Origin of the sequence: Streptomyces sp. R44, assembly GCF_041053105.1 — a bacterium.
GTDB lineage: Bacteria > Actinomycetota > Actinomycetes > Streptomycetales > Streptomycetaceae > Streptomyces.
On sequence record NZ_CP163444.1, the window covers coordinates 6,385,934 to 6,403,422 of the forward strand.

At 73.9% G+C, this 17,489-nt stretch carries 14 protein-coding genes; 11 read left to right on the top strand and 3 right to left on the bottom strand.

Annotated elements, in window-relative coordinates; all coding sequences use genetic code 11:
* Positions 1-68: 68 nt before the first annotated feature.
* The 4 genes from AB5J54_RS29705 to AB5J54_RS29720 are packed head-to-tail and all read left to right on the top strand — an operon-like array spanning position 69 to position 5,537.
* Positions 69-2,993, top strand: coding sequence for a GNAT family N-acetyltransferase (locus tag AB5J54_RS29705; protein WP_369146969.1), 2,925 nt, complete (start codon positions 69-71; stop codon positions 2,991-2,993).
* Positions 2,994-3,034: 41 nt separating this feature from the next.
* The gene (locus AB5J54_RS29710) at positions 3,035-3,631 is read left to right on the top strand and encodes a DUF5998 family protein (protein ID WP_369146970.1); all 597 of its coding nucleotides are present in this window, start codon (positions 3,035-3,037) and stop codon (positions 3,629-3,631) included.
* Positions 3,631-4,836 (top strand): alkaline phosphatase family protein, encoded by a 1,206-nt coding sequence (locus tag AB5J54_RS29715; RefSeq protein ID WP_369146971.1) that lies wholly within the window; start codon positions 3,631-3,633, stop codon positions 4,834-4,836. The genes AB5J54_RS29710 and AB5J54_RS29715 overlap by 1 nt, the downstream gene beginning before the upstream one ends.
* Before the next feature lie 50 nt (positions 4,837-4,886).
* Positions 4,887-5,537, top strand: a complete 651-nt coding sequence (locus tag AB5J54_RS29720; protein ID WP_369146972.1) for a thymidine kinase — start codon at positions 4,887-4,889, stop codon at positions 5,535-5,537.
* Between the two features lie 43 nt (positions 5,538-5,580).
* On the opposite strand, the gene AB5J54_RS29725 is transcribed toward AB5J54_RS29720, so the two are convergent.
* Positions 5,581-6,255, bottom strand: coding sequence for a TetR/AcrR family transcriptional regulator (locus tag AB5J54_RS29725; RefSeq protein WP_369146973.1), 675 nt, complete (start codon positions 6,253-6,255; stop codon positions 5,581-5,583).
* A 155-nt stretch (positions 6,256-6,410) separates the two neighbouring features.
* Between AB5J54_RS29725 and AB5J54_RS29730 the strand changes: the two genes are divergently transcribed.
* From AB5J54_RS29730 to AB5J54_RS29750, 5 genes are all read left to right on the top strand, one after another.
* Positions 6,411-7,310, top strand: a complete 900-nt coding sequence (locus AB5J54_RS29730; protein WP_369146974.1) for an MBL fold metallo-hydrolase — start codon at positions 6,411-6,413, stop codon at positions 7,308-7,310.
* 125 nt (positions 7,311-7,435) lie between these two features.
* Complete coding sequence (locus tag AB5J54_RS29735) at positions 7,436-8,053, top strand: isochorismatase family protein (RefSeq protein WP_369146975.1); 618 nt, start codon at positions 7,436-7,438, stop codon at positions 8,051-8,053.
* A 153-nt stretch (positions 8,054-8,206) separates the two neighbouring features.
* On the top strand, positions 8,207-10,774 hold the full coding sequence (locus AB5J54_RS29740) for a YfhO family protein (protein ID WP_369146976.1): 2,568 nt from the start codon (positions 8,207-8,209) through the stop codon (positions 10,772-10,774).
* Positions 10,775-10,903: 129 nt separating this feature from the next.
* A complete protein-coding gene (locus AB5J54_RS29745; RefSeq protein ID WP_369146977.1) occupies positions 10,904-11,869 on the top strand; it encodes a glycosyltransferase family 2 protein in 966 nt (321 codons plus the stop codon).
* 3 nt (positions 11,870-11,872) lie between these two features.
* A complete protein-coding gene (locus AB5J54_RS29750) occupies positions 11,873-13,240 on the top strand; it encodes a polysialyltransferase family glycosyltransferase (RefSeq protein WP_369146978.1) in 1,368 nt (455 codons plus the stop codon).
* Positions 13,241-13,250: 10 nt separating this feature from the next.
* On the opposite strand, the gene AB5J54_RS29755 is transcribed toward AB5J54_RS29750, so the two are convergent.
* Complete coding sequence (locus AB5J54_RS29755; RefSeq protein ID WP_369146979.1) at positions 13,251-14,024, bottom strand: VOC family protein; 774 nt, start codon at positions 14,022-14,024, stop codon at positions 13,251-13,253.
* A 158-nt stretch (positions 14,025-14,182) separates the two neighbouring features.
* On the opposite strand from AB5J54_RS29755, the gene AB5J54_RS29760 reads away from it, so the two are divergent.
* A complete protein-coding gene (locus AB5J54_RS29760) occupies positions 14,183-15,010 on the top strand; it encodes a sulfurtransferase (protein ID WP_369146980.1) in 828 nt (275 codons plus the stop codon).
* An 88-nt stretch (positions 15,011-15,098) separates the two neighbouring features.
* On the opposite strand, the gene sepH is transcribed toward AB5J54_RS29760, so the two are convergent.
* The gene (sepH, locus tag AB5J54_RS29765; RefSeq protein WP_351186904.1) at positions 15,099-16,139 is read right to left on the bottom strand and encodes a septation protein SepH; all 1,041 of its coding nucleotides are present in this window, start codon (positions 16,137-16,139) and stop codon (positions 15,099-15,101) included.
* 564 nt (positions 16,140-16,703) lie between these two features.
* On the opposite strand from sepH, the gene AB5J54_RS29770 reads away from it, so the two are divergent.
* Complete coding sequence (locus AB5J54_RS29770; RefSeq protein ID WP_369146981.1) at positions 16,704-17,489, top strand: hypothetical protein; 786 nt, start codon at positions 16,704-16,706, stop codon at positions 17,487-17,489.

The window sequence follows — 17,489 nt, forward strand, 5'->3', positions numbered from 1 at the left end:
CACCTTGCGTCTCGCATGCCCACCCCGCGACCGGTGCCACAGTCGTGTCGCGGCCGTAGGCTGACCCCATGCAGAGCGCGTCGGAGCAGTCGGAAGCGGCGGAACCACCGGCACCACCGGCGCGGCCGGGCCCAGCGGAGCACGCCTACCCCGACCACTGGGAGGCGGACGTCGTGCTCCGCGACGGCGGCACCGCGCGCATCAGGCCCATCACCGCCGACGACGCCGACCGGCTCGTCAGCTTCTACGAGCAGGTCTCGGACGAGTCGAAGTACTACCGCTTCTTCGCGCCCTACCCGCGGCTGTCCGCCAAGGACGTCCACCGCTTCACCCACCACGACTTCGTGGACCGGGTCGGACTCGCGGCGACCGTCGGCGGCGAGTTCATCGCCACCGTCCGCTACGACCGCATCAACGCCCAGGGGCTGCCCGCCTCGGCCCCCGCCGACGAGGCCGAGGTCGCCTTCCTCGTCCAGGACGCGCACCAGGGCCGGGGCGTCGCCTCCGCCCTCCTCGAACACATCGCGGCGGTCGCGCGCGAGCGGGACATCCGGCGCTTCGCCGCCGAGGTGCTCCCCGCCAACACCAAGATGATCAAGGTCTTCACCGACGCGGGCTACACCCAGAAGCGCAGCTTCGAGGACGGCTCCGTCCGGCTCCACCTCGACCTCGAACCGACCGACCGCTCCCTCGCCGTCCAGCGCGCCCGGGAACAGCGCGCCGAGGCCCACTCCGTGCAGCGCCTCCTCACCCCCGGATCCGTCGCCGTCGTCGGCGCCGGACGCGCACCGGGCGGCGTCGGCCGGACCGTCCTCCGCAACCTCCTCGGCGCCGGTTTCACGGGACGGGTGTACGCGGTGAACGCCGCGCTCACCGGGGAGACCGAGCTCGACGGCGTCCCCGCCCACCCCTCCGTCGGTGCCATCGGCGAACCCGTGGACCTGGCCGTCGTCGCCGTCCCCGCCGAACGGGTGCCCGAGGCCGTCGCGGACTGCGGCGAACACGGGGTGCGCGGCCTCGTCGTCCTCTCCGCCGGATACGCCGAGAGCGGGGCCGCCGGCCGCGAGCGCCAGCGTGAGCTCGTACGGCAGGCCCGCTCGTACGGCATGCGGATCATCGGCCCCAACGCCTTCGGGATCATCAACACCGCCGAGGACGTCCGGCTCAACGCCTCGCTCGCGCCGCAGATGCCGGCCGCGGGGCGGATCGGGCTCTTCACCCAGTCCGGCGCCATCGGGATCGCCCTCCTCGCCGGACTGCACCGGCGGGGAGCCGGGCTCTCCTCCTTCATCTCGGCCGGCAACCGCGCCGACGTCTCCGGCAACGACTTCCTCCAGCACTGGTACGACGACCCCGGCACCGACGTCGTCCTCCTCTACCTGGAATCCATCGGCAACCCCCGGAAGTTCACCCGGCTCGCCCGCCGCACCGCCGCCGTCAAGCCGGTCGTGGTCGTCAAGGGCGCCCGGCACAGCGGCAGCGCCCCGCCCGGCCACCGGGTGCCGGTCACCCGCATCCCGCACGCCACGGTCTCCGCGCTGCTCCGCCAGGCCGGGGTGATCCGCGTCGACACCGTCACCGAACTCGTCGACGCCGGACTGCTCCTCGCCGCCCAGCCGCTGCCCGCCGGGCCCCGGGTCGCGATCCTCGGCAACTCCGAGTCGCTCGGCCTCCTCACGTACGACGCCTGCCTGACCGAGGGGCTGCGCCCGCTGCGGCCGCTCGACCTGACGACGGCGGCCGTCCCGGCGGACTTCCGGGACGCGCTCGCGGCGGCGCTCGCGGACGACACCTCCGACGCGGTCGTCGTCACCGCGATCCCCTGGGTCGGGGAGGACGGGGCCACCGAGTTCGGCGACGGCGAGGTGCTGGCCGCCGCCCTCCGCGAGGCCGTCGCCTCCGCCCCCGCTCCGACGAAGCCGGTCGTCGTCGTCCACGTGGAGATGGGCGGCCTCGCGGAGGCCCTCGCGGTGGCGACGAGCACCCGGCCGACGGCACCGGGGCGCGGAGCGGTCACCTCGCCCCCGACCCGCGCGGCCGCTCCCGCCGCGGCCACCGCTCCCGTACCGGACGGCCGGGGAACCACCCCCGATCGAGAACCCACCGTCCCCGCCCAGCAGGCCACCATCCCCGCCTACCCCGCCGCCGAGCGCGCCGTGCGCGCCCTGGCCGAGGCCGTGCGGTACGGGCAGTGGCGGCGGCAGGCCGCGGAGCCCGGGCGGGTGCCCGAGTACGAGGACATCGACGAGGCCGGCGCCGCCGCGCTCATCGAGGGGGTCCTCGGTACCGACGACGTCGACGCCCGCGGTGTGACCCTCGACACCGAGGAGGCGGGGGCGCTGCTCGCCCGGTACGGGATCACCGTCCGGCCGACCCTCCCCGCGCCCACGCCCGACGCGGCCGTCGCGGCCGCCGGCCGGCTCGGCTACCCCGTCGCGCTCAAGACGACCGCGCCCCACCTCCGCCACCGCCCGGACCTGGGCGGCGTCCGGCTCGACCTCGCCACAGAGGAGCAGCTCCGCACGGCGTACGCCGAGCTGACCGAGGTCCTCGGCAAGCCGGAGGAGCTCCAGCCGGTCGTCCAGGCGATGGTGCCCCGGGGCGTCGACACCGTGGTCCGCTCCGCGATCGACCCGGCCGTCGGCGCCGTCCTCTCCTTCGGCCTCTCGGGCGCGGCCTCCGAACTGCTCGGCGACATCGCCCACCGGCTGGTTCCGGCCACCGACCGGGACGCCGCCGAACTCGTCCGCTCCCTCCGCACCGCCCCGCTGCTCTTCGGCTGGCGCGGCTCGGCCCCGGTCGACACCCCGGCCCTGGAAAAACTGCTGCTGCGGGTCTCACGGCTCGTCGACGACCACCCCGAGGTGGTCGCGGTCTCCCTGGAGCCGGTGGTCGTGGCACCCCGCGGCCTCTCCGTCCTCGGCGCGACCGTCCGCCTGGCCCCGCCCCCGCCCCGCACCGACCTAGGGCCGCGGAGCCTGCCACGTTACTGACGGGGCCGGAGGGGGCCCCTCGGCCCCGTAGGATGGAGTCCATGGCAAAGAGCGGTACGACGACCCAGGGGCTGCGCGCGGCGATCGAGCGCAGCGGCTACTACCCGGCCCTCGTGGCCGAGGCGGTGGAGGCCGCCGTCGGCGGCGAGGCCGTTTCGTCGTACGTGGTCCACCAGGAGACCACCTTCGACGCGAACGAGGTCCGGCGCCACGTCACCGTCCTCGTCCTGACGCCGCACCGCTTCGTCGTCAGCCACACCGACGAGCAGGCCGCCGACACGAGCTCCCCGACCCCGTACGCCACGACCTCCACCGAGTCCGTGAAGCTCGACCGGATCTCGTCCGTCGTCGTCAGCCGCGTGGTCGCCAACCCCGAGTCGTACACGCCCGGCACGCTCCCCCGCGAAGTGGTCCTCACCATCGGCTGGGGCGCCGTCTCCCGCATCGACCTGGAGCCCGCCGCCTGCGGCGACCCCAACTGCGACGCCGACCACGGCTACACCGGCAACGCCACCGCCGACGACCTCAGCCTGCGGGTGAGCGACGCCGGAGACGGCCCGGACACCGTCCGGCAGACCCTCGCGTTCGCCCAGGCTCTGTCCGAAGCCATCGCGGCGACCGCCGCGCCCACCCGCTGATGGCGCAGCCCACCGCCGTGACCCACGGCTGGCCCGACGACCCGGTCCCGCTCGCCCCGGAGACCGCACCGGTGCCCGAGTACGCCTCCGGCTCCCTCGGCGACCTGCTGCCGACGCTCGTGGCGGGCCAGGACGTGCCCGGCTTCGACGCGCGGATCGCGGAGCTCGCCCCGGCCGACCGGAACTGCGTCTTCCTGATCGACGGGCTCGGCTGGGAGCAGATCAAGGCCCACCCGGACGAGGCCCCGTACCTGAGCTCGCTCCTCGGCTCCTCGCGCGGCGGCACGGGCCGGCCCATCACCGCCGGCTTCCCCGCCACCACCGCGACCTCGCTCGCCTCCGTCGGCACCGGCCGCCACCCCGGGACGCACGGACTGCCCGGCTACACCGTGCGCAACCCGGACACCGGCGAGCTGATGAACCAGCTGCGCTGGAAGCCGTGGACCGCGCCGCGCGTCTGGCAGCCGTACCCGACCGTCTTCCAGCTCGCGCACGAGGCCGGGATCCACACCGCCCAGGTGTCCTCCCCGATCTTCGAGCAGACCCCGCTCACCAAGGTCGCGCTCAGCGGCGGAACGTTTCACGGGCGGCTCTCCGGCGAGGAGCGCATGGACTTCGCCGCCGAGCAGCTCGCCGCCGGCGACCGCTCGCTGGTCTACACGTACTACAGCGAGCTCGACGGCGCGGGCCACCGCTTCGGCATCGACTCCGACGCCTGGCGCGGCCAGCTGATGTTCGTCGACCGGCTCGTGCAGCGGCTCGCCGAGCAGCTGCCGCCCCGCTCGGCCCTGTACGTCACGGCCGACCACGGCATGGTCGACATCCCCTTCGACGAGCAGCACCGCATCGACTTCGACGAGGACTGGGAGCTGCGCGCGGGCGTCGCCCTCCTCGGCGGCGAGGGCCGGGCCCGCCACGTCTACGCCGTGCCCGGCGCCGAGGCGGACGTCCTCACCTGCTGGCGCGAGGTCGTCGGCGAGCAGTTCTGGGTGGCGAGCCGCGACGAGGCCATCGCCCTCGGCTGGTTCGGCGAGGAGGTCGACGAGCGGGTGTACGGCCGGATCGGCGACGTCGTCGCGGCGGCCCACGACGACGTGGCGATCACCGCCTCCGTCAACGAGCCCAACGAGTCCGCGATGGCCGGCATGCACGGGTCCATGACCCCGGCGGAGCAGCTCGTCCCGCTGCTCGAAATCCGTTCCTGACCCCTGACACCGCCCCGTACCCCCACGACCTGAAAGGTCCCCGTCCCGTCATGCCCGAGCTGGTCTTCTTCTCCGGAACCATGGACTGCGGGAAGAGCACCCTGGCGCTCCAGATCGCCCACAACCGCGACGCGCGGGGGCTTCAGGGCGTGATCTTCACCCGTGACGACCGGGCGGGCGAGGGCAAGCTGTCCTCCCGGCTCGGCCTGGTGACGGAGGCGGTCGAGGCGCCGCGGGACATGGACCTGTACGCGTATCTGGTCACCCAGCTCTCCCAGGGCGGCAAGGCCGACTACGTGATCGTGGACGAGGCCCAGTTCCTCGCCCCGGAGCAGATCGACCAGCTCGCCCGCATCGTCGACGACCTCGGCCTCGACGTCTTCGCCTTCGGCATCACGACCGACTTCCGTACGAAGCTCTTCCCGGGTTCGCAGCGGCTGATCGAGCTCGCGGACCGGATCGAGCAGCTCCAGGTCGAGGCCCTGTGCTGGTGCGGCGCCCGCGCCACGCACAACGCCCGTACGGTGGGCGGCGAGATGGTCGTCGAGGGCGAGCAGGTCGTCGTCGGGGACGTGAACCGTCCGGCCGAGGAGATCGGCTACGAGGTCCTCTGCCGCCGTCATCACCGCCGCCGCATGACCTCGGCCACCGCCCGCGCGGGAGCCCTCTCCCCGGACGTCCTTCCCGTCGGCAACGCCTGACCGTCGGCGAGGCCTGACCGTCGGCAACGCCTGACGGCAGGGCTCAGGCCGGCGGCCTCGGCGCGTCGGTCAGGCCGTCCAGCGCCGTCGCGCTCACCGGAGCCGTTCCCGTCAGGGTGCCCAGCAGTGCCTGGGCGAGGACGGTCGCGGTGCCGATCCGGCCGTCCTCGCGCTCGTCGCCGGTGACCTTCCCGATGACCGCGTCGCGTACCGCGTACGAGATGGCGACGTCCCCGAACAGTTCGGGGAACGACAGCGCCATCATGCACACGCCCACGTTGGCGGAGAGGATCGACTGGCCGGCCAACTCCGGGGCCGTCCGCAGCCGTCCGGCGTCGCCGCAGCGCTCCACGGCCTTCAGCAGGATCGCCTGCGCCTCCTTGATGGCCTGCGGCTTGGCGTCGCCCGTCGGCGTGAACATCAGGCGGTAGAGGTACGGGTTGCGCAGCGCGAACGCGACGTGGCTGTCCCAGGCCGTGCGCAGGTCCGCCACCGGGTCCTCGGTGAGCGGGTTCCGCCGCTTCTCGGCGAGGAAGCGCTCGAAGCCGATGTCGGCCACCGCCGTGAGCAGCCCCTGCTTGTCGCCGAACTGACGGTAGATCTCCGGCGCGCCGACCTTCGCCCGGTCGCAGATGGCACGGGTCGAGATCGCCAGCGCGTCCTTGGTGGCGAGCAGTTCCCCGGTGGCTTCCAGGATGCGCTCTCGTGCCGTCGACATGGCTCCCACGATAACAGCGTTAACAGTGCTGACCTGGGAGACCGACTTCGACGTTATCGTCGCTTACGTATTGTGTTAGCGTGTTGAACATGCCCGGGGGGTGGCGCGCCTCCGAGCCCTCCTGTCGTACGCAACGCGAGAGCTGGTGTTCCCCCATGAGCCGTTCGACGTTCCTCCGACGACGCGTCACCTCGGGCGCCGTCGCCGCCACCGCTGGCGTGGCCCTCCTCGCCGGCTGCGGCGGCGGCACGGACGAGGACACCGCCGCCCCCACCAGGGCGTTCACCGCCACGCACATCGGCGGGCCGACCACGATCCTGGAGATCGGCGGCGTGCGCCTGCTGCTCGACCCCACCTTCGACGGGCCGAAGAAGTACAGGAGCGGCCTGGAGAAGACACAGGCCCCCGCGCTCGGCATCGACGGGATCGGCCGGATCGACGCCGTACTGCTCTCGCACGACCAGCACGACGACAACCTCGACGACAAGGGCCGCGCCTTCCTCAAGGACGTCCCCGTCGTCCTCTCCACGCCCGGCGCCCGGAAGCGGCTCGGCGACCACGTCACCGGCATGAAGAGCTGGGAATCCCGGCAGGTGAAGACCGCCGCGGGCGCGGTCGAGGTGACCGCCGTGCCCGCCCTCCACGGCCCCGACGGCGTCGACCGCGGCGCCGACGGCGAGGTCACCGGCTTCGTCCTCAGCGGCGAGGGCGTCCCCACCACCTACATCTCCGGGGACAACGCCTCGGTCAAGGTCGCGGGGGAGGTCGGTGACCGGGTCAGGAAGGAGATCGGCCCCATCGACACGGCCGTCCTCTTCGCCGGCGCCGCCCGCACCCCCGCGATCCTCGGCAACGCCCCGCTGACCCTCACCTCCGCGAACGCCGCCGAGGTGGCGAAGGACCTCGACCCCCGCAGGGTGGTCGCGGTGCACACCGACAGCTGGAACATCTACTCCGAGGACATGACGTCCCTGGTCAAGGCGTTCCAGGAGCGCGGCATCGCCGCCAAGCTCGTCGACCTCGCGCCCGCCGGCGCCCCGAAGAGCCTCTCCTGACACCTCCTCACGCCGGACGGCGCCCCCAGGAGCCTCTCCTGACACCTCCTCACGCCCGACGGCGCCCCCAGGACCCTCTCCTGACACCCCGTCGTTTCTCTCGACCCTCGATGAAAGGAAGCCTCATGACCGCCTCCACCACCCTCCGCGATGTGATCGGACTGCCCCAGGAGCTGCCGCGACTGGGCGAGTCCGCCCTGATCCTGGTCGACTTCCAGAACACCTACCGCACCGGTGTCATGCGCCTCGACGGGGCCGAGGAGGCCCTGGCCGCCGGGGCCAGGCTGCTCGCCGCCGCCCGCGCCACCGGTGCGCCGGTCGTCCACATCGTCAACGACGGCGGGGAGGGCACTCCGTACGACATCCGGGCCGAGATCGGCTCGATCAGCGACGAAGTCGCCCCGATCGAGGGCGAGAAGGTCGTCGTCAAGCAGTTCCCCAACGCCTTCCACGCCACCGACCTGGAGGACACCCTCAAGGACCTCGGCGTCAGCGGCGACCTCGTCATCGCCGGCTTCATGACGCACATGTGCGTCCTCTTCACCGCCCAGGGCGCCTTCAACCTCGGCTACCGCCCGACCGTGGTCGCCGAGGCCACCGCCACCCGCCCCCTGGAGGCGCCCGACGGCACCGTCCAGTCCTCCGAGGCCCTCCAAGCCGCGAGCCTGACGACGGTCAGGGACCTGTTCGGCACGGTGGCGCGCACGGTCGACGAGCTCCTCGCCCCGGCGTCCGCCGGCTGACGCCTCCGTGGCGCGTGGCACCCGGAGTTCACCGGGGGTGCGCCTGAAGAGCGCCTGCCGATCGGTTGCGGGTCGCCCGCCTCGGCGGTAATGGCGGTCGGCCCGTGACGACCCCTCCGGGCGTCTCCGTGCTGTGCGCCCCCTGGAGGATGTGTGCCACCCGCCGCCGAGGCCGTGTACGTCGAGGACCCCGAGCGCCGGACCGTACCCGACGAGCTCGGCGGCGACGCACGGCGGCGGTTCGCGGGCCCACGGGCCCCGGCCGCCGCCGCGCTGCTCACCGCCGTGCTGTTCTGCCTCGCCACCCGGCTCTCCCGGACGTACCCCTTCGGCCCGGTGACCAGGAACACCGTCGACCTCGGCCAGCAGTACCTGCCGTTCCACGCCTACTGGCGGGCCTTCCTGCTCGGCGAGACGCACGGGGACGCCTTCCTCAACTGGAACTCCGGCTTCGGCTCCAACTTCCTCGGCGACATCGGCACCTATCTGAGCAGCCCCTTCGACCTGCTCGTCGTGCTCTTCCCGGCGGACCGCGTCGAACTCGCCCTGTACGTCGTCACCGCCGCCAAGATCAGCGCGGCGGCGGCCGCGATGGCCCTGCTGCTCCTGCGGCTGCGCCCCGGCCCGTGGCCGGTCGCCGCCGCCCTCGGCACCGCCTACGCCCTCTCGGGCTGGACCCTCGGCAACGGCGCCACCGTCCCGATGTGGCTCGACGGGCTCGTCGCCTTCCCGCTTCTCTGCCTGGTCGGCGAGTGGGCCCGCACCGGCCGCCGTCCCGTCCTCGGCCCCCTCGTCGTCGCCCTCGCCTGGATCGCCAACTTCTACACCGCGTACATGGCGACCCTCGGCGCGGCCGTCGTCCTCCTCGTGCGCCTCCTCACCGCCGAGGAGACGGCCACCGCACGGCAGCGCCTCGCCGCTGCGCTCCGGGCCGCCCGGGGCGTCCTCATCGGCGTCGGGCTCGCCGCGCCGCTCGTCGTGGTCGTCTTCCTCGCCACGAAGGTCGCCGACCCCACTCCGGAGACCACCTTCGCGCCGGCGCCCTGGACGGACGTCCTCGCCCGGTTGCTGCCCGCGACCGCGAGCGGCGCCAGCCCCGCCCTCTTCATCGGCACCCCCGCCCTCACGCTCGCCCTGACCCTGCCCTTCAACCGGGCCGTCGCCCCACGCGTCCGGGCCGGCTGGACGGCCGCGATCGTCCTGGTGACGCTCTCCCTCCAGTGGGAGCCCACCCATCTCCTGTGGCACGCGGGCGCCTCGCCCAACGGCAATCCGTACCGCCAGACCTTCGTCCTGTGCGGCCTGCTGCTGATCGCCGCCTGGTTCTCCGCCGCCCGGGGCGTGCCCCGACCGACCGCGCTCCTCGCCGGCGTGGTGCTCCTCGGAGCCCTGGCGTGGACGGCCCGGGGGAGCGTCGACATCGACCGGTGGACCTTCCCCGCCTTCGGCGCGGCCGTGCTCCTGGCGCTCGCCGCGGGCCTCCTGGCCCTCGTCGGCGACCGCCGGAACCACGCGCGCGTACGCACCGATCAGGCCCGCGACCGCCGGCCCGCCGCGCGCGTACTCCCCGTCCTCGCCGTCGTCCTGCTCGTCGCCGGGCAGGCGGGCGAGGCGGCCGTCAACGGGAAGCGGATCGAGGAGCAGCAGCGCGACAAGGTCGCCTGGTCGCCCCGGATCGGCCCCTGGCACGCCACCGCCGCCGCCGAGGTGGCCCGCGCCGACGACTGGCCCCGCCACCGCACGGACCCCGGCGAGGTCCCCGGAGGCAACGACGTGCTGCTCGTCGGAGGGCAGGGCGCCGACTACTACAGCAGCCTCACCGCGGACGTGACCTCCCGCACCCTGGCCTCGCTCGGCTTCGGCTACTACGCCAAGGGCCGGCACCCGGTCAGCCTCGACAACCCCGTCGCGGACGCCCTCTTCTCCATCGGCACCCGACTGCGCTCGCGGCCCACGGAGCCGGTACGGCAGGACGCCCTGCCCCGCGCCACGGTCACCGCCACCACCACCCCCGTACCGCCCCTGGTCACCGTCCGTCCGCCGGAGCGGCCCGCCACGCACCCCGGGGACTCGGCCTTCGCCCGGCAGGAGCGCCTCCTCGGCGCCGACGTGTACGAGCTGCCCGCCCCGAGCCGTACCGGACGCACCCTCACCGCCCGCTGTCCCGCGGGCTCCCAGGTCTGGTTCTGGGCACCCGAGTACAAGGGCACGGCGGCCCTCGCGGGGGAGCGGCCCGTGGGCTTCGACGGCAGGCCGCCCGCCGTGCGCGCCCCCCTGCAGGCCCTCGGCACCGTCCCGGCCTCCGGCGCGGTACGGATCGACCTCGGGCCCCAGGGCAAGGTGCGGCTGCCCCGGGAGCCGATCGGCTGCCTGGTCCGCGCCCGGCTCGACTCCGCCGTACGGCAGCTCACCGCCACCGGCGCCACGCGCGTGCGTGCCGACGGACACACCGTCACCGCCGAACTGCCGCCGGGCAGCGAGGGCGTCGCGGTTCTCGCCGCGCCGCGCATCTCCGGCTGGCGCTGCTCCGCCGGCGATGCGGACGCCCGACCCCCGCGCGCGTACGAGGGCCTCGTCGCCGTCCCCCTCGACGGACGGGCGAGCACGGTCAGCTGCTCCTTCCGGCCGCCGGGGCTCCGGCTCGGCGGCGCGGTCGGCGCGGCGGCGCTCCTCGCGCTCGCGACGACGGCGCTCCTGCACCGCCGGCGGGCCCGCCGGTGACCGGGTTCGCGCCCGGGACGACAAGAGTTCACCCGGAGTGCACGCACGGATCGTTCACCCGGAGAAGTCGGTCGTTACTGTGCCCGCCGTAACGGCGTTAAATTGTTCGATTCAGCGTGGGGATCCCGAGTGCCGAAACTGTCCGTCGTCGTACCGTTCCACAATGTCGGGGCCTACGCGCCCGACACCCTGCGCAGTCTCGCGAACAACGCGGATCCGGAATTCGAGTTCCTGCTGATCGACGACTGCTCGACGGACGACACCCCGGAGATCCTCGACCGCTGGCGCGACCGCCTGCCGAACGCCACCGTCATCCGGCACGAGACGAACAGGGGCGTCGCCCAGGCCCGCAACACCGGAATCGACGCGGCGACCGGCGACTACCTCACCTTTCTCGACGGCGACGACTGGTACGCGCCCGGCCACCTGAGCGCGGCCGTCGCCGGAATCTCCCGCCTGGACTGCGATTTCGCCCGGACCGACCACGTCCTGTCGGAGGGCCGGAAGCGGCAGATCCGCTATGCCCCGGCCAAGCGCCGGGACACCGTGATGGACCCCAGGGACGGCATCTCGCCGGCCAGCATGGTCACGATGGTCGACTATCCCTTCGTCCCCTTCGGAATTTACAGCGGACGCCTTTTCGAGAAGGGCGAATCCCGCTTCGAGACGTCTCTCAGAACCGCCGAGGACCGCCTCTGGATCTGGCGCCTCCACCTCAAGGCGCGCACCTTCGCGGCGCTTTCCCTGCACGGCGTCTTCTACCGGCGGGGCGTCACCACCTCGCTCACCCAGATCACCGACAACCGGCAGCTGGACTTCATTCCCTCGTACGACCTCCTGCTCGACGACGTCTCCCGGGACGTGGAGGCGGACCGCTTCCTCCCGAAGGCGGTCCGCACCTACTGCGCGATGATCGCCTTCCACATGGGGAAGGCCGCCTCGTACGAGCCCGCCGTCGCCGCGCGGCTGCGCGCCGACGTCCGCGACGCCCTGCACCGCATGCCGCAGGACGTCCTCGACGAGACCCTCGCCACCATGGACACCCCGCGCAGCACCCTCCTGCGGAGCCTGCGCGACACCGGAAGGACCGCCTGACCCATGGCCCCCGCCCCCGCGAAGGCGCCCGCCCCCGACCTGCCGGTCCAGATCTTCCAGGTGTCCACCCTGTACGGCGCGGCCACCCTGGCCGCCGCGCTCGACGCCGGACAGTTCGGCCCCCGCCACTCCGCCCGCAGGCTCCTGCTGCTCTCGCACCACGCCGAGATCCCGGAGACCGCGCTGCGCCTGGAGACCATGACCGGGTACGGGCGGATCGCCGCCCGCTTCGACGGCACCCTCGACTGGAACGAGACGATCCACCCGTACCACCCCGCCACCTGGGCGCCCCGCCCCGAGGAGGCCCCGCTGTGGCAGCGCGTGCTGCGCACCGCCTGGGACCTCGGCACCGGCCCGGTCGAGCTGATCGTCGAGTCCATCCAGGTCAACCCGGCCAAGGCGCTCGCCGGGGCCTTCCCCGAGAGCGCCCTGCACGTCTACGCCGACGGCCTGATGAGCTACGGCCCGACCCGCTCCGAGCTCGCGCAGTCGATCGCCTGCCGCGTCCGCCGGGTCCTCCACCTCGACCTCGTGCCCGGCCTGCGCCCCCTCCTCCTGAGCGAGTACGGGGTCGAGCCCGAACTCGTCCCCGACGCCGCCTTCCGCGCCGTCCTCGCCGAGATCGCCGAGGAGGCGGCCGACGACCCCGAGATCGCCCGGGCGGCCGCCGCCGAGCCGACGGCCCTGCTGCTCGGCCAGTACCTCGCCGCCCTCTCCCTCCTCACCGCCGAGGAGGAGGAGGAGCTGCACGTGCGGATGCTGCGCGGGGCAGCCGCGGCCGGGCACCGCTCGATCGTCTTCAAGCCGCATCCGACCGCGCCCGCCCGCTACTCCCAGGCCCTGGACGAGGAGGCCGCCCGGAGCGGTGTGCGGCTCACGGTCCTGGACGGGCCGCTGCTCGCCGAGACCTTCTACGAGCGCTGCCGGCCCCGGCTCGTCGTCGGCTGCTTCTCCACGGCGATGCTCACCGCCGCCGTCCACTACGACGTCCCCATCGCGCGCGTGGGCACGACCGAGGTCCTCGAACGCCTCACCCCCTTCGAGAACAGCAACCGGATCCCGCTCACCGTCGTCGACCACCTCGTCGCGGACCTGGAGGGCGGTGAGGAGCCCGCCGTCCCCGGGGTGGCCCCGGACTCGCTCACGCCGCTGGTCCGGGCCGTCGGCTACTGCATGCGGCACAAGGTCCATCCGGGACTCCGGAAGGAGGCCGCCGCCTTCCTGGCGGAGCACCACGCCGACCCCGGCACCGCGCTCCACTTCACCGCCGAACGGCTGACCGAGCTCGGCCTGCCGGGCGGCGGGCCCGTCCCGCGGCGCACGGGCGCGTCCCGGCTGCGCCGCGGCCTGGCCCGGAGCCGCCGCGGCTGAGCGGAGGAGATCAGCGGTCGATGGACCTGACCAGGGTGAAGACCGCGCCCTCCGGGTCCGCCACCAGGGCGAGCCGGCCCGCCGTGCCCTCGCGCGGCGGGCGCAGCACCTGGCCGCCGAGCTCCACAACGAGCCGCGCGGCCGCGTCCGTGTCGGCGACCTCGAAGTACGTCATCCAGTGCGGGCCCCGGTCCCGGGGCAGCGCGTTGCCGACGCCGTGCAGCGAGGCCACCGGGACCCCGGCCACGTGCAGCGTCGCGTAGTCGTGGTCGGCGGAGACGATCGGCTCGACCTCGTAGCCGAAGACCGTCCGGTAGAACTTGCCGATCGAGGACGTCTCGTACGTGAGGAGCTCGTTCCACACCGGGGTCCCCGGAGGTCCCGCGACCACCGTGCCGTGGTGCGCCTCCGCCTGCCAGACCCCGAAGACCGCGCCGGCCGGGTCGGAGCAGATCGCCATGCGGCCCGCCTCGCCCGCGTCCAGCGGGCCGACGGCCACGGTGCCGCCGCAGCAGCGGATGTTCTCGGCGGTCTCGTCGGCGTCCTCGGCGGCCAGATAGGGGGTCCAGGCGATGCGCAGGTTCCGGTCGGGCGGCAGCTGGCCGATGCCCGCCACCTCCTTGCCGCCGAGCAGCGCGCGCACGTACGGGCCGAGCTGCTGCGGACCGGGCACGAACTCCCAGTCGAAGAGCGCGTTGTAGAACTCCTGCGTGGCGTCAATCCCGTGCACCATCAGGCTCACCCAGCAGGGTGTGCCGGGGGATCGGGGAGTCGCCTCGGTCATCGTCACTCTCTCCTCGGACCATCGTCGTGGCCGTGCCCGTCCGATGGTGACACCGACGGGCGCGCGCCGCGCCCCGGACGCACCGAACATGGCGCGATCCGGTCAGAGGTCGCAGGGTCCGTCCCCCGTGGCCGTGCGGCTGCGCGAGGATGGCTCCCATGAAGCCCATCATCTCCGCAAGCGAACTGCTGAGCGAGTCGGCCGGGGCTCGGCCGCCGGTCCTCCTGGACGTCCGCTGGACGCTCGGCGGCCCGCCCGGACGGCCCGCGTACGAGGCCGGCCACCTTCCCGGCGCCGTCTACGTCGACCTGGACGCGGAACTCGCGGGACCGCCCGGGAGCGGCGGCCGTCACCCGCTGCCCGACCCGGAGGCCTTCGGCGCCGTCATGCGCCGGGCGGGTGTCTCGGCGGACCGGCCGGTCGTCGTCTACGACGGCGGTCTCGGCTGGGGCGCCGCCCGCGCCTGGTGGCTGCTCCGCTGGGCGGGCCACCCGGACGTGCGGGTCCTGGACGGGGGCCTCGCGGCCTGGACGGGCGAGCTGACCGAGAAGGTTCCCACGCCGGACCCGGGCGACTTCCAGCCGGAGCCGGGCGCCCTCGGACTGCTCGACGCCGACGCGGCGGCGGAGCTGGCCGGTACGGGGCTGCTCCTCGACGCGCGGGCGGCGGAGCGCTACCGGGGCGACGTGGAGCCGATCGACCGGGTCGGCGGGCACATCCCGGGCGCGGTCTCGGCCCCGACGACCGAGAACGTCGACGCCGAGGGCCTCTTCCTGGCCGCCGGCGTCCTGCGGGACCGGTTCAGGGCGCTCGGAGCGGCCGAGGGGACCCCGGTCGCCGTCTACTGCGGCTCGGGCGTCTCGGGCGCCCACGAGGTCCTGGCCCTGGAGATCGCGGGGATCCCCGCGGCCCTGTACGCCGGCTCGTGGTCGGAGTGGTCCTCGGACCCCGCCCGCCCGGTCGCCACGGGCCCGGACCCGCGGTAGCGCGTACGGAAGGACCCGGACCCGCGGTAGCGCGTACGGAACGAGGGCCCGCGCCGGCGAGCGGTGCGGGCCCTCTCTCGTACAGCGGTCAGTCCTGCTTCTTCCTGCGGGTGCCGAAGACGATCTCGTCCCAGCTCGGCACCGCGGCGCGGCGACCCGGGCGGACGCCGTCCGCCTCGGCCTGCCGGTCCGTGGCGCCGTGCAGACGGTCCCGGTGGCCCGAGACCGCGCGCGGCATCAGGACGTCGGCGTAGGCCGAACCCGCGCCCGCCGAGGCGGCCGGGGCCGGCGGCTCCTCCGCCTCCGCCTCCTCCGAGGGCTCGGTGTCCGGCGGCTCGGGGACGACCATGTCGCCGCGGAAGCTCGGCACGGCCTCCAGGAGGCTGGTCAGCGAGTCCCGCTCCTCCTCCGGCTCGACGGGGGCGGGCGCCCGCTCCAGCTGGCGGTCGGACCGGTCGATCTGGCGGTCCAGGGCGCGGTCGAGCGGCCTGTCCCGGGGCAGCCGGGCGATGCGCGGCACGAAGGGGAAGCTCGGCTCCGGCGCGGCGGCGATCGTGTCGTCCGTCTCGCCGATCAGCGCCCGCGCCTCGTCGTCGACGGCCTGTACGAGCCGCCGCGGCGGGTCGTACGTCCAGCTGGCCGTGTGGACCTCGCCCGCGACCCGGTAGACGAGCAGCACCTCCCAGGTGCCGTCGTCGCGCCGCCAGGAGTCCCACTGCACGGTGTCCTTCTCGGCGCCGCGCAGCAGCAGCCGCTCCTGCACCGCCTCGCCGAGCTGCGGGCCGCTGTTCTCCCCGGGCCTGCGGACCGGGGTCTTGCGGGCCCGCTCGGCCATGAAGGCGCGCTCCGCGAGCACGGGGCCCTCGAAGCGGCGTACGCGGTCGACGGGGATGCCGGCGAGCTGGGCGACCTCCTCAGCGGAGGCACCGGCTCGTATCCGCGCCTGGATGTCACGGGGGCGGAGGTGGCTCTCCACCTCGATCTCGATCTGACCGAGGCGCGCGCGGTCGTTGCGCACGGCGGCACGGAGCCGCTCGTCGATCGGAAGCGTGTACTCCGTGCTGTCAGCAGCCTTCAGCACCAGTCGTGTGCCGTCGTTGGAGACGGCCACGACACGCAGTTCGGGCATGGGGACCTCCCGGGTGGTGCCTGCCGACGTCACGTGCGTCGCTGCTTCCGCTAGTCGAGTGTGGCCTGCCCGGGTGCAGCCTGCCACTACCTTGCCGAGTTGCCCGGCGTGTCGGGCATGGACCCTGGAACGCCGTTATGGCACGGTTACCTGTTGGCTACTCGGAGTGACTGGCGGTCACTCTGTGCAGCCGGTTCCCGTGCGATGCCGAGGCGCCGCCGGTTCGAGCGCCGTGTCCGGCCCCCTCCCCGTGATCGCGGGCACCCGTGAGGGCGTCCGGACCCAGGGTTCGTCAATGTACTCCATTCGGGCCACCTGGGTGGACCGGCGCGCCGCCCAACTTCTCGGGCGGTACGGGAGTTGAGTCTCCGTGATCTTCCCCCGTACGTGTCACTCTTCACAGAAACAGCAGAAACGGAACTATTCGCTTCTCCTGTTTGTCCCTTCTGGGTGCAAGGCGAACGGATGAACCATCAGGGGCTGGAGATGCGTCACAGGCCGGAAACCGACAGGGACGAGCCGGAGGAGGGCGGGAAGAGCGACAGGAGAAGGATCGACCTGAGCGTGGCTCAGGTCTCCGGCAGCGCCCTGGCCGCGGTCATCGCCGCCAAGCTCGCCTCGACCCTCGGTGTGTACGGCACGATCCTCGGCGCCGGTGTGATCAGTGTCATCGCGACCTGCGGCGGACCGCTCTTCCAGCACCTCTTCAAACGCACCGGCGAGCAGGTCCGCGACGTGACCGCGGCGGCCAAGCCGAAGGCGCGTCAGGTCCCGGTCCCCGCCGGGCCGCAGGGCGACCGCACCCTCCTGCTCGCCACGGTCCAGGGCCCGCCGCCGTCCGACGAGGAGTTCGGCGAGGCGACCACCCACGGCACCCGCGTCCGGGGCTGGAAGCGCCCGGCGATCGCCGCCGCCCTGGTCTTCGGCGTCACCATGGGCGGCATCACCGCCTACGAACTGGTCGCCGGGCAGGACTTCAGCGGCAAGCAGGGCACCACCACCTTCGGCTCCGTCGTCCGCGGCGGCGGGAGCGCGGGCCAGGACGCGCCCGACCGGGACCAGGAGCCCGCGCCCGCGCCCTCGGGGTCCGCCGACGGCACCGGACGGCAGCGGGGCGGCACCGACGCTCCCTCGACGGGAACCACGCCGACCCGGGAGCCGGCCACCGGGACCCCGTCGGCGGAGCCCACCCCCTCCGGTTCCGCCGGTGGCGGGACGACCCCCGCCCCGACGCCGACCGGCCCGACGACGGAACCGACCGCGCCGACCCAGGAGCCGGCCACGGGACAGCCCCAGGCCCCGTCCACCCAGGCCCCGGCACCGGCCGCGGACGGCGCCGGAGCCGAATGA

What these genes read in the sequence shown, in the direction of transcription:
- AB5J54_RS29755 (WP_369146979.1), bottom strand. Translation starts at nt 14,024, where the DNA reads ATGACCGAGGCGACTCCCCGATCCCCCGGCACACCCTGCTGGGTGAGC.
- AB5J54_RS29735 (WP_369146975.1), top strand. Translation starts at nt 7,436, where the DNA reads ATGACCGCCTCCACCACCCTCCGCGATGTGATCGGACTGCCCCAGGAG.
- sepH (WP_351186904.1), bottom strand. Translation starts at nt 16,139, where the DNA reads ATGCCCGAACTGCGTGTCGTGGCCGTCTCCAACGACGGCACACGACTG.
- AB5J54_RS29760 (WP_369146980.1), top strand. Translation starts at nt 14,183, where the DNA reads ATGAAGCCCATCATCTCCGCAAGCGAACTGCTGAGCGAGTCGGCCGGG.
- AB5J54_RS29730 (WP_369146974.1), top strand. Translation starts at nt 6,411, where the DNA reads ATGAGCCGTTCGACGTTCCTCCGACGACGCGTCACCTCGGGCGCCGTC.
- AB5J54_RS29725 (WP_369146973.1), bottom strand. Translation starts at nt 6,255, where the DNA reads ATGTCGACGGCACGAGAGCGCATCCTGGAAGCCACCGGGGAACTGCTC.
- AB5J54_RS29710 (WP_369146970.1), top strand. Translation starts at nt 3,035, where the DNA reads ATGGCAAAGAGCGGTACGACGACCCAGGGGCTGCGCGCGGCGATCGAG.
- AB5J54_RS29715 (WP_369146971.1), top strand. Translation starts at nt 3,631, where the DNA reads ATGGCGCAGCCCACCGCCGTGACCCACGGCTGGCCCGACGACCCGGTC.
- AB5J54_RS29750 (WP_369146978.1), top strand. Translation starts at nt 11,873, where the DNA reads ATGGCCCCCGCCCCCGCGAAGGCGCCCGCCCCCGACCTGCCGGTCCAG.
- AB5J54_RS29720 (WP_369146972.1), top strand. Translation starts at nt 4,887, where the DNA reads ATGCCCGAGCTGGTCTTCTTCTCCGGAACCATGGACTGCGGGAAGAGC.
- AB5J54_RS29705 (WP_369146969.1), top strand. Translation starts at nt 69, where the DNA reads ATGCAGAGCGCGTCGGAGCAGTCGGAAGCGGCGGAACCACCGGCACCA.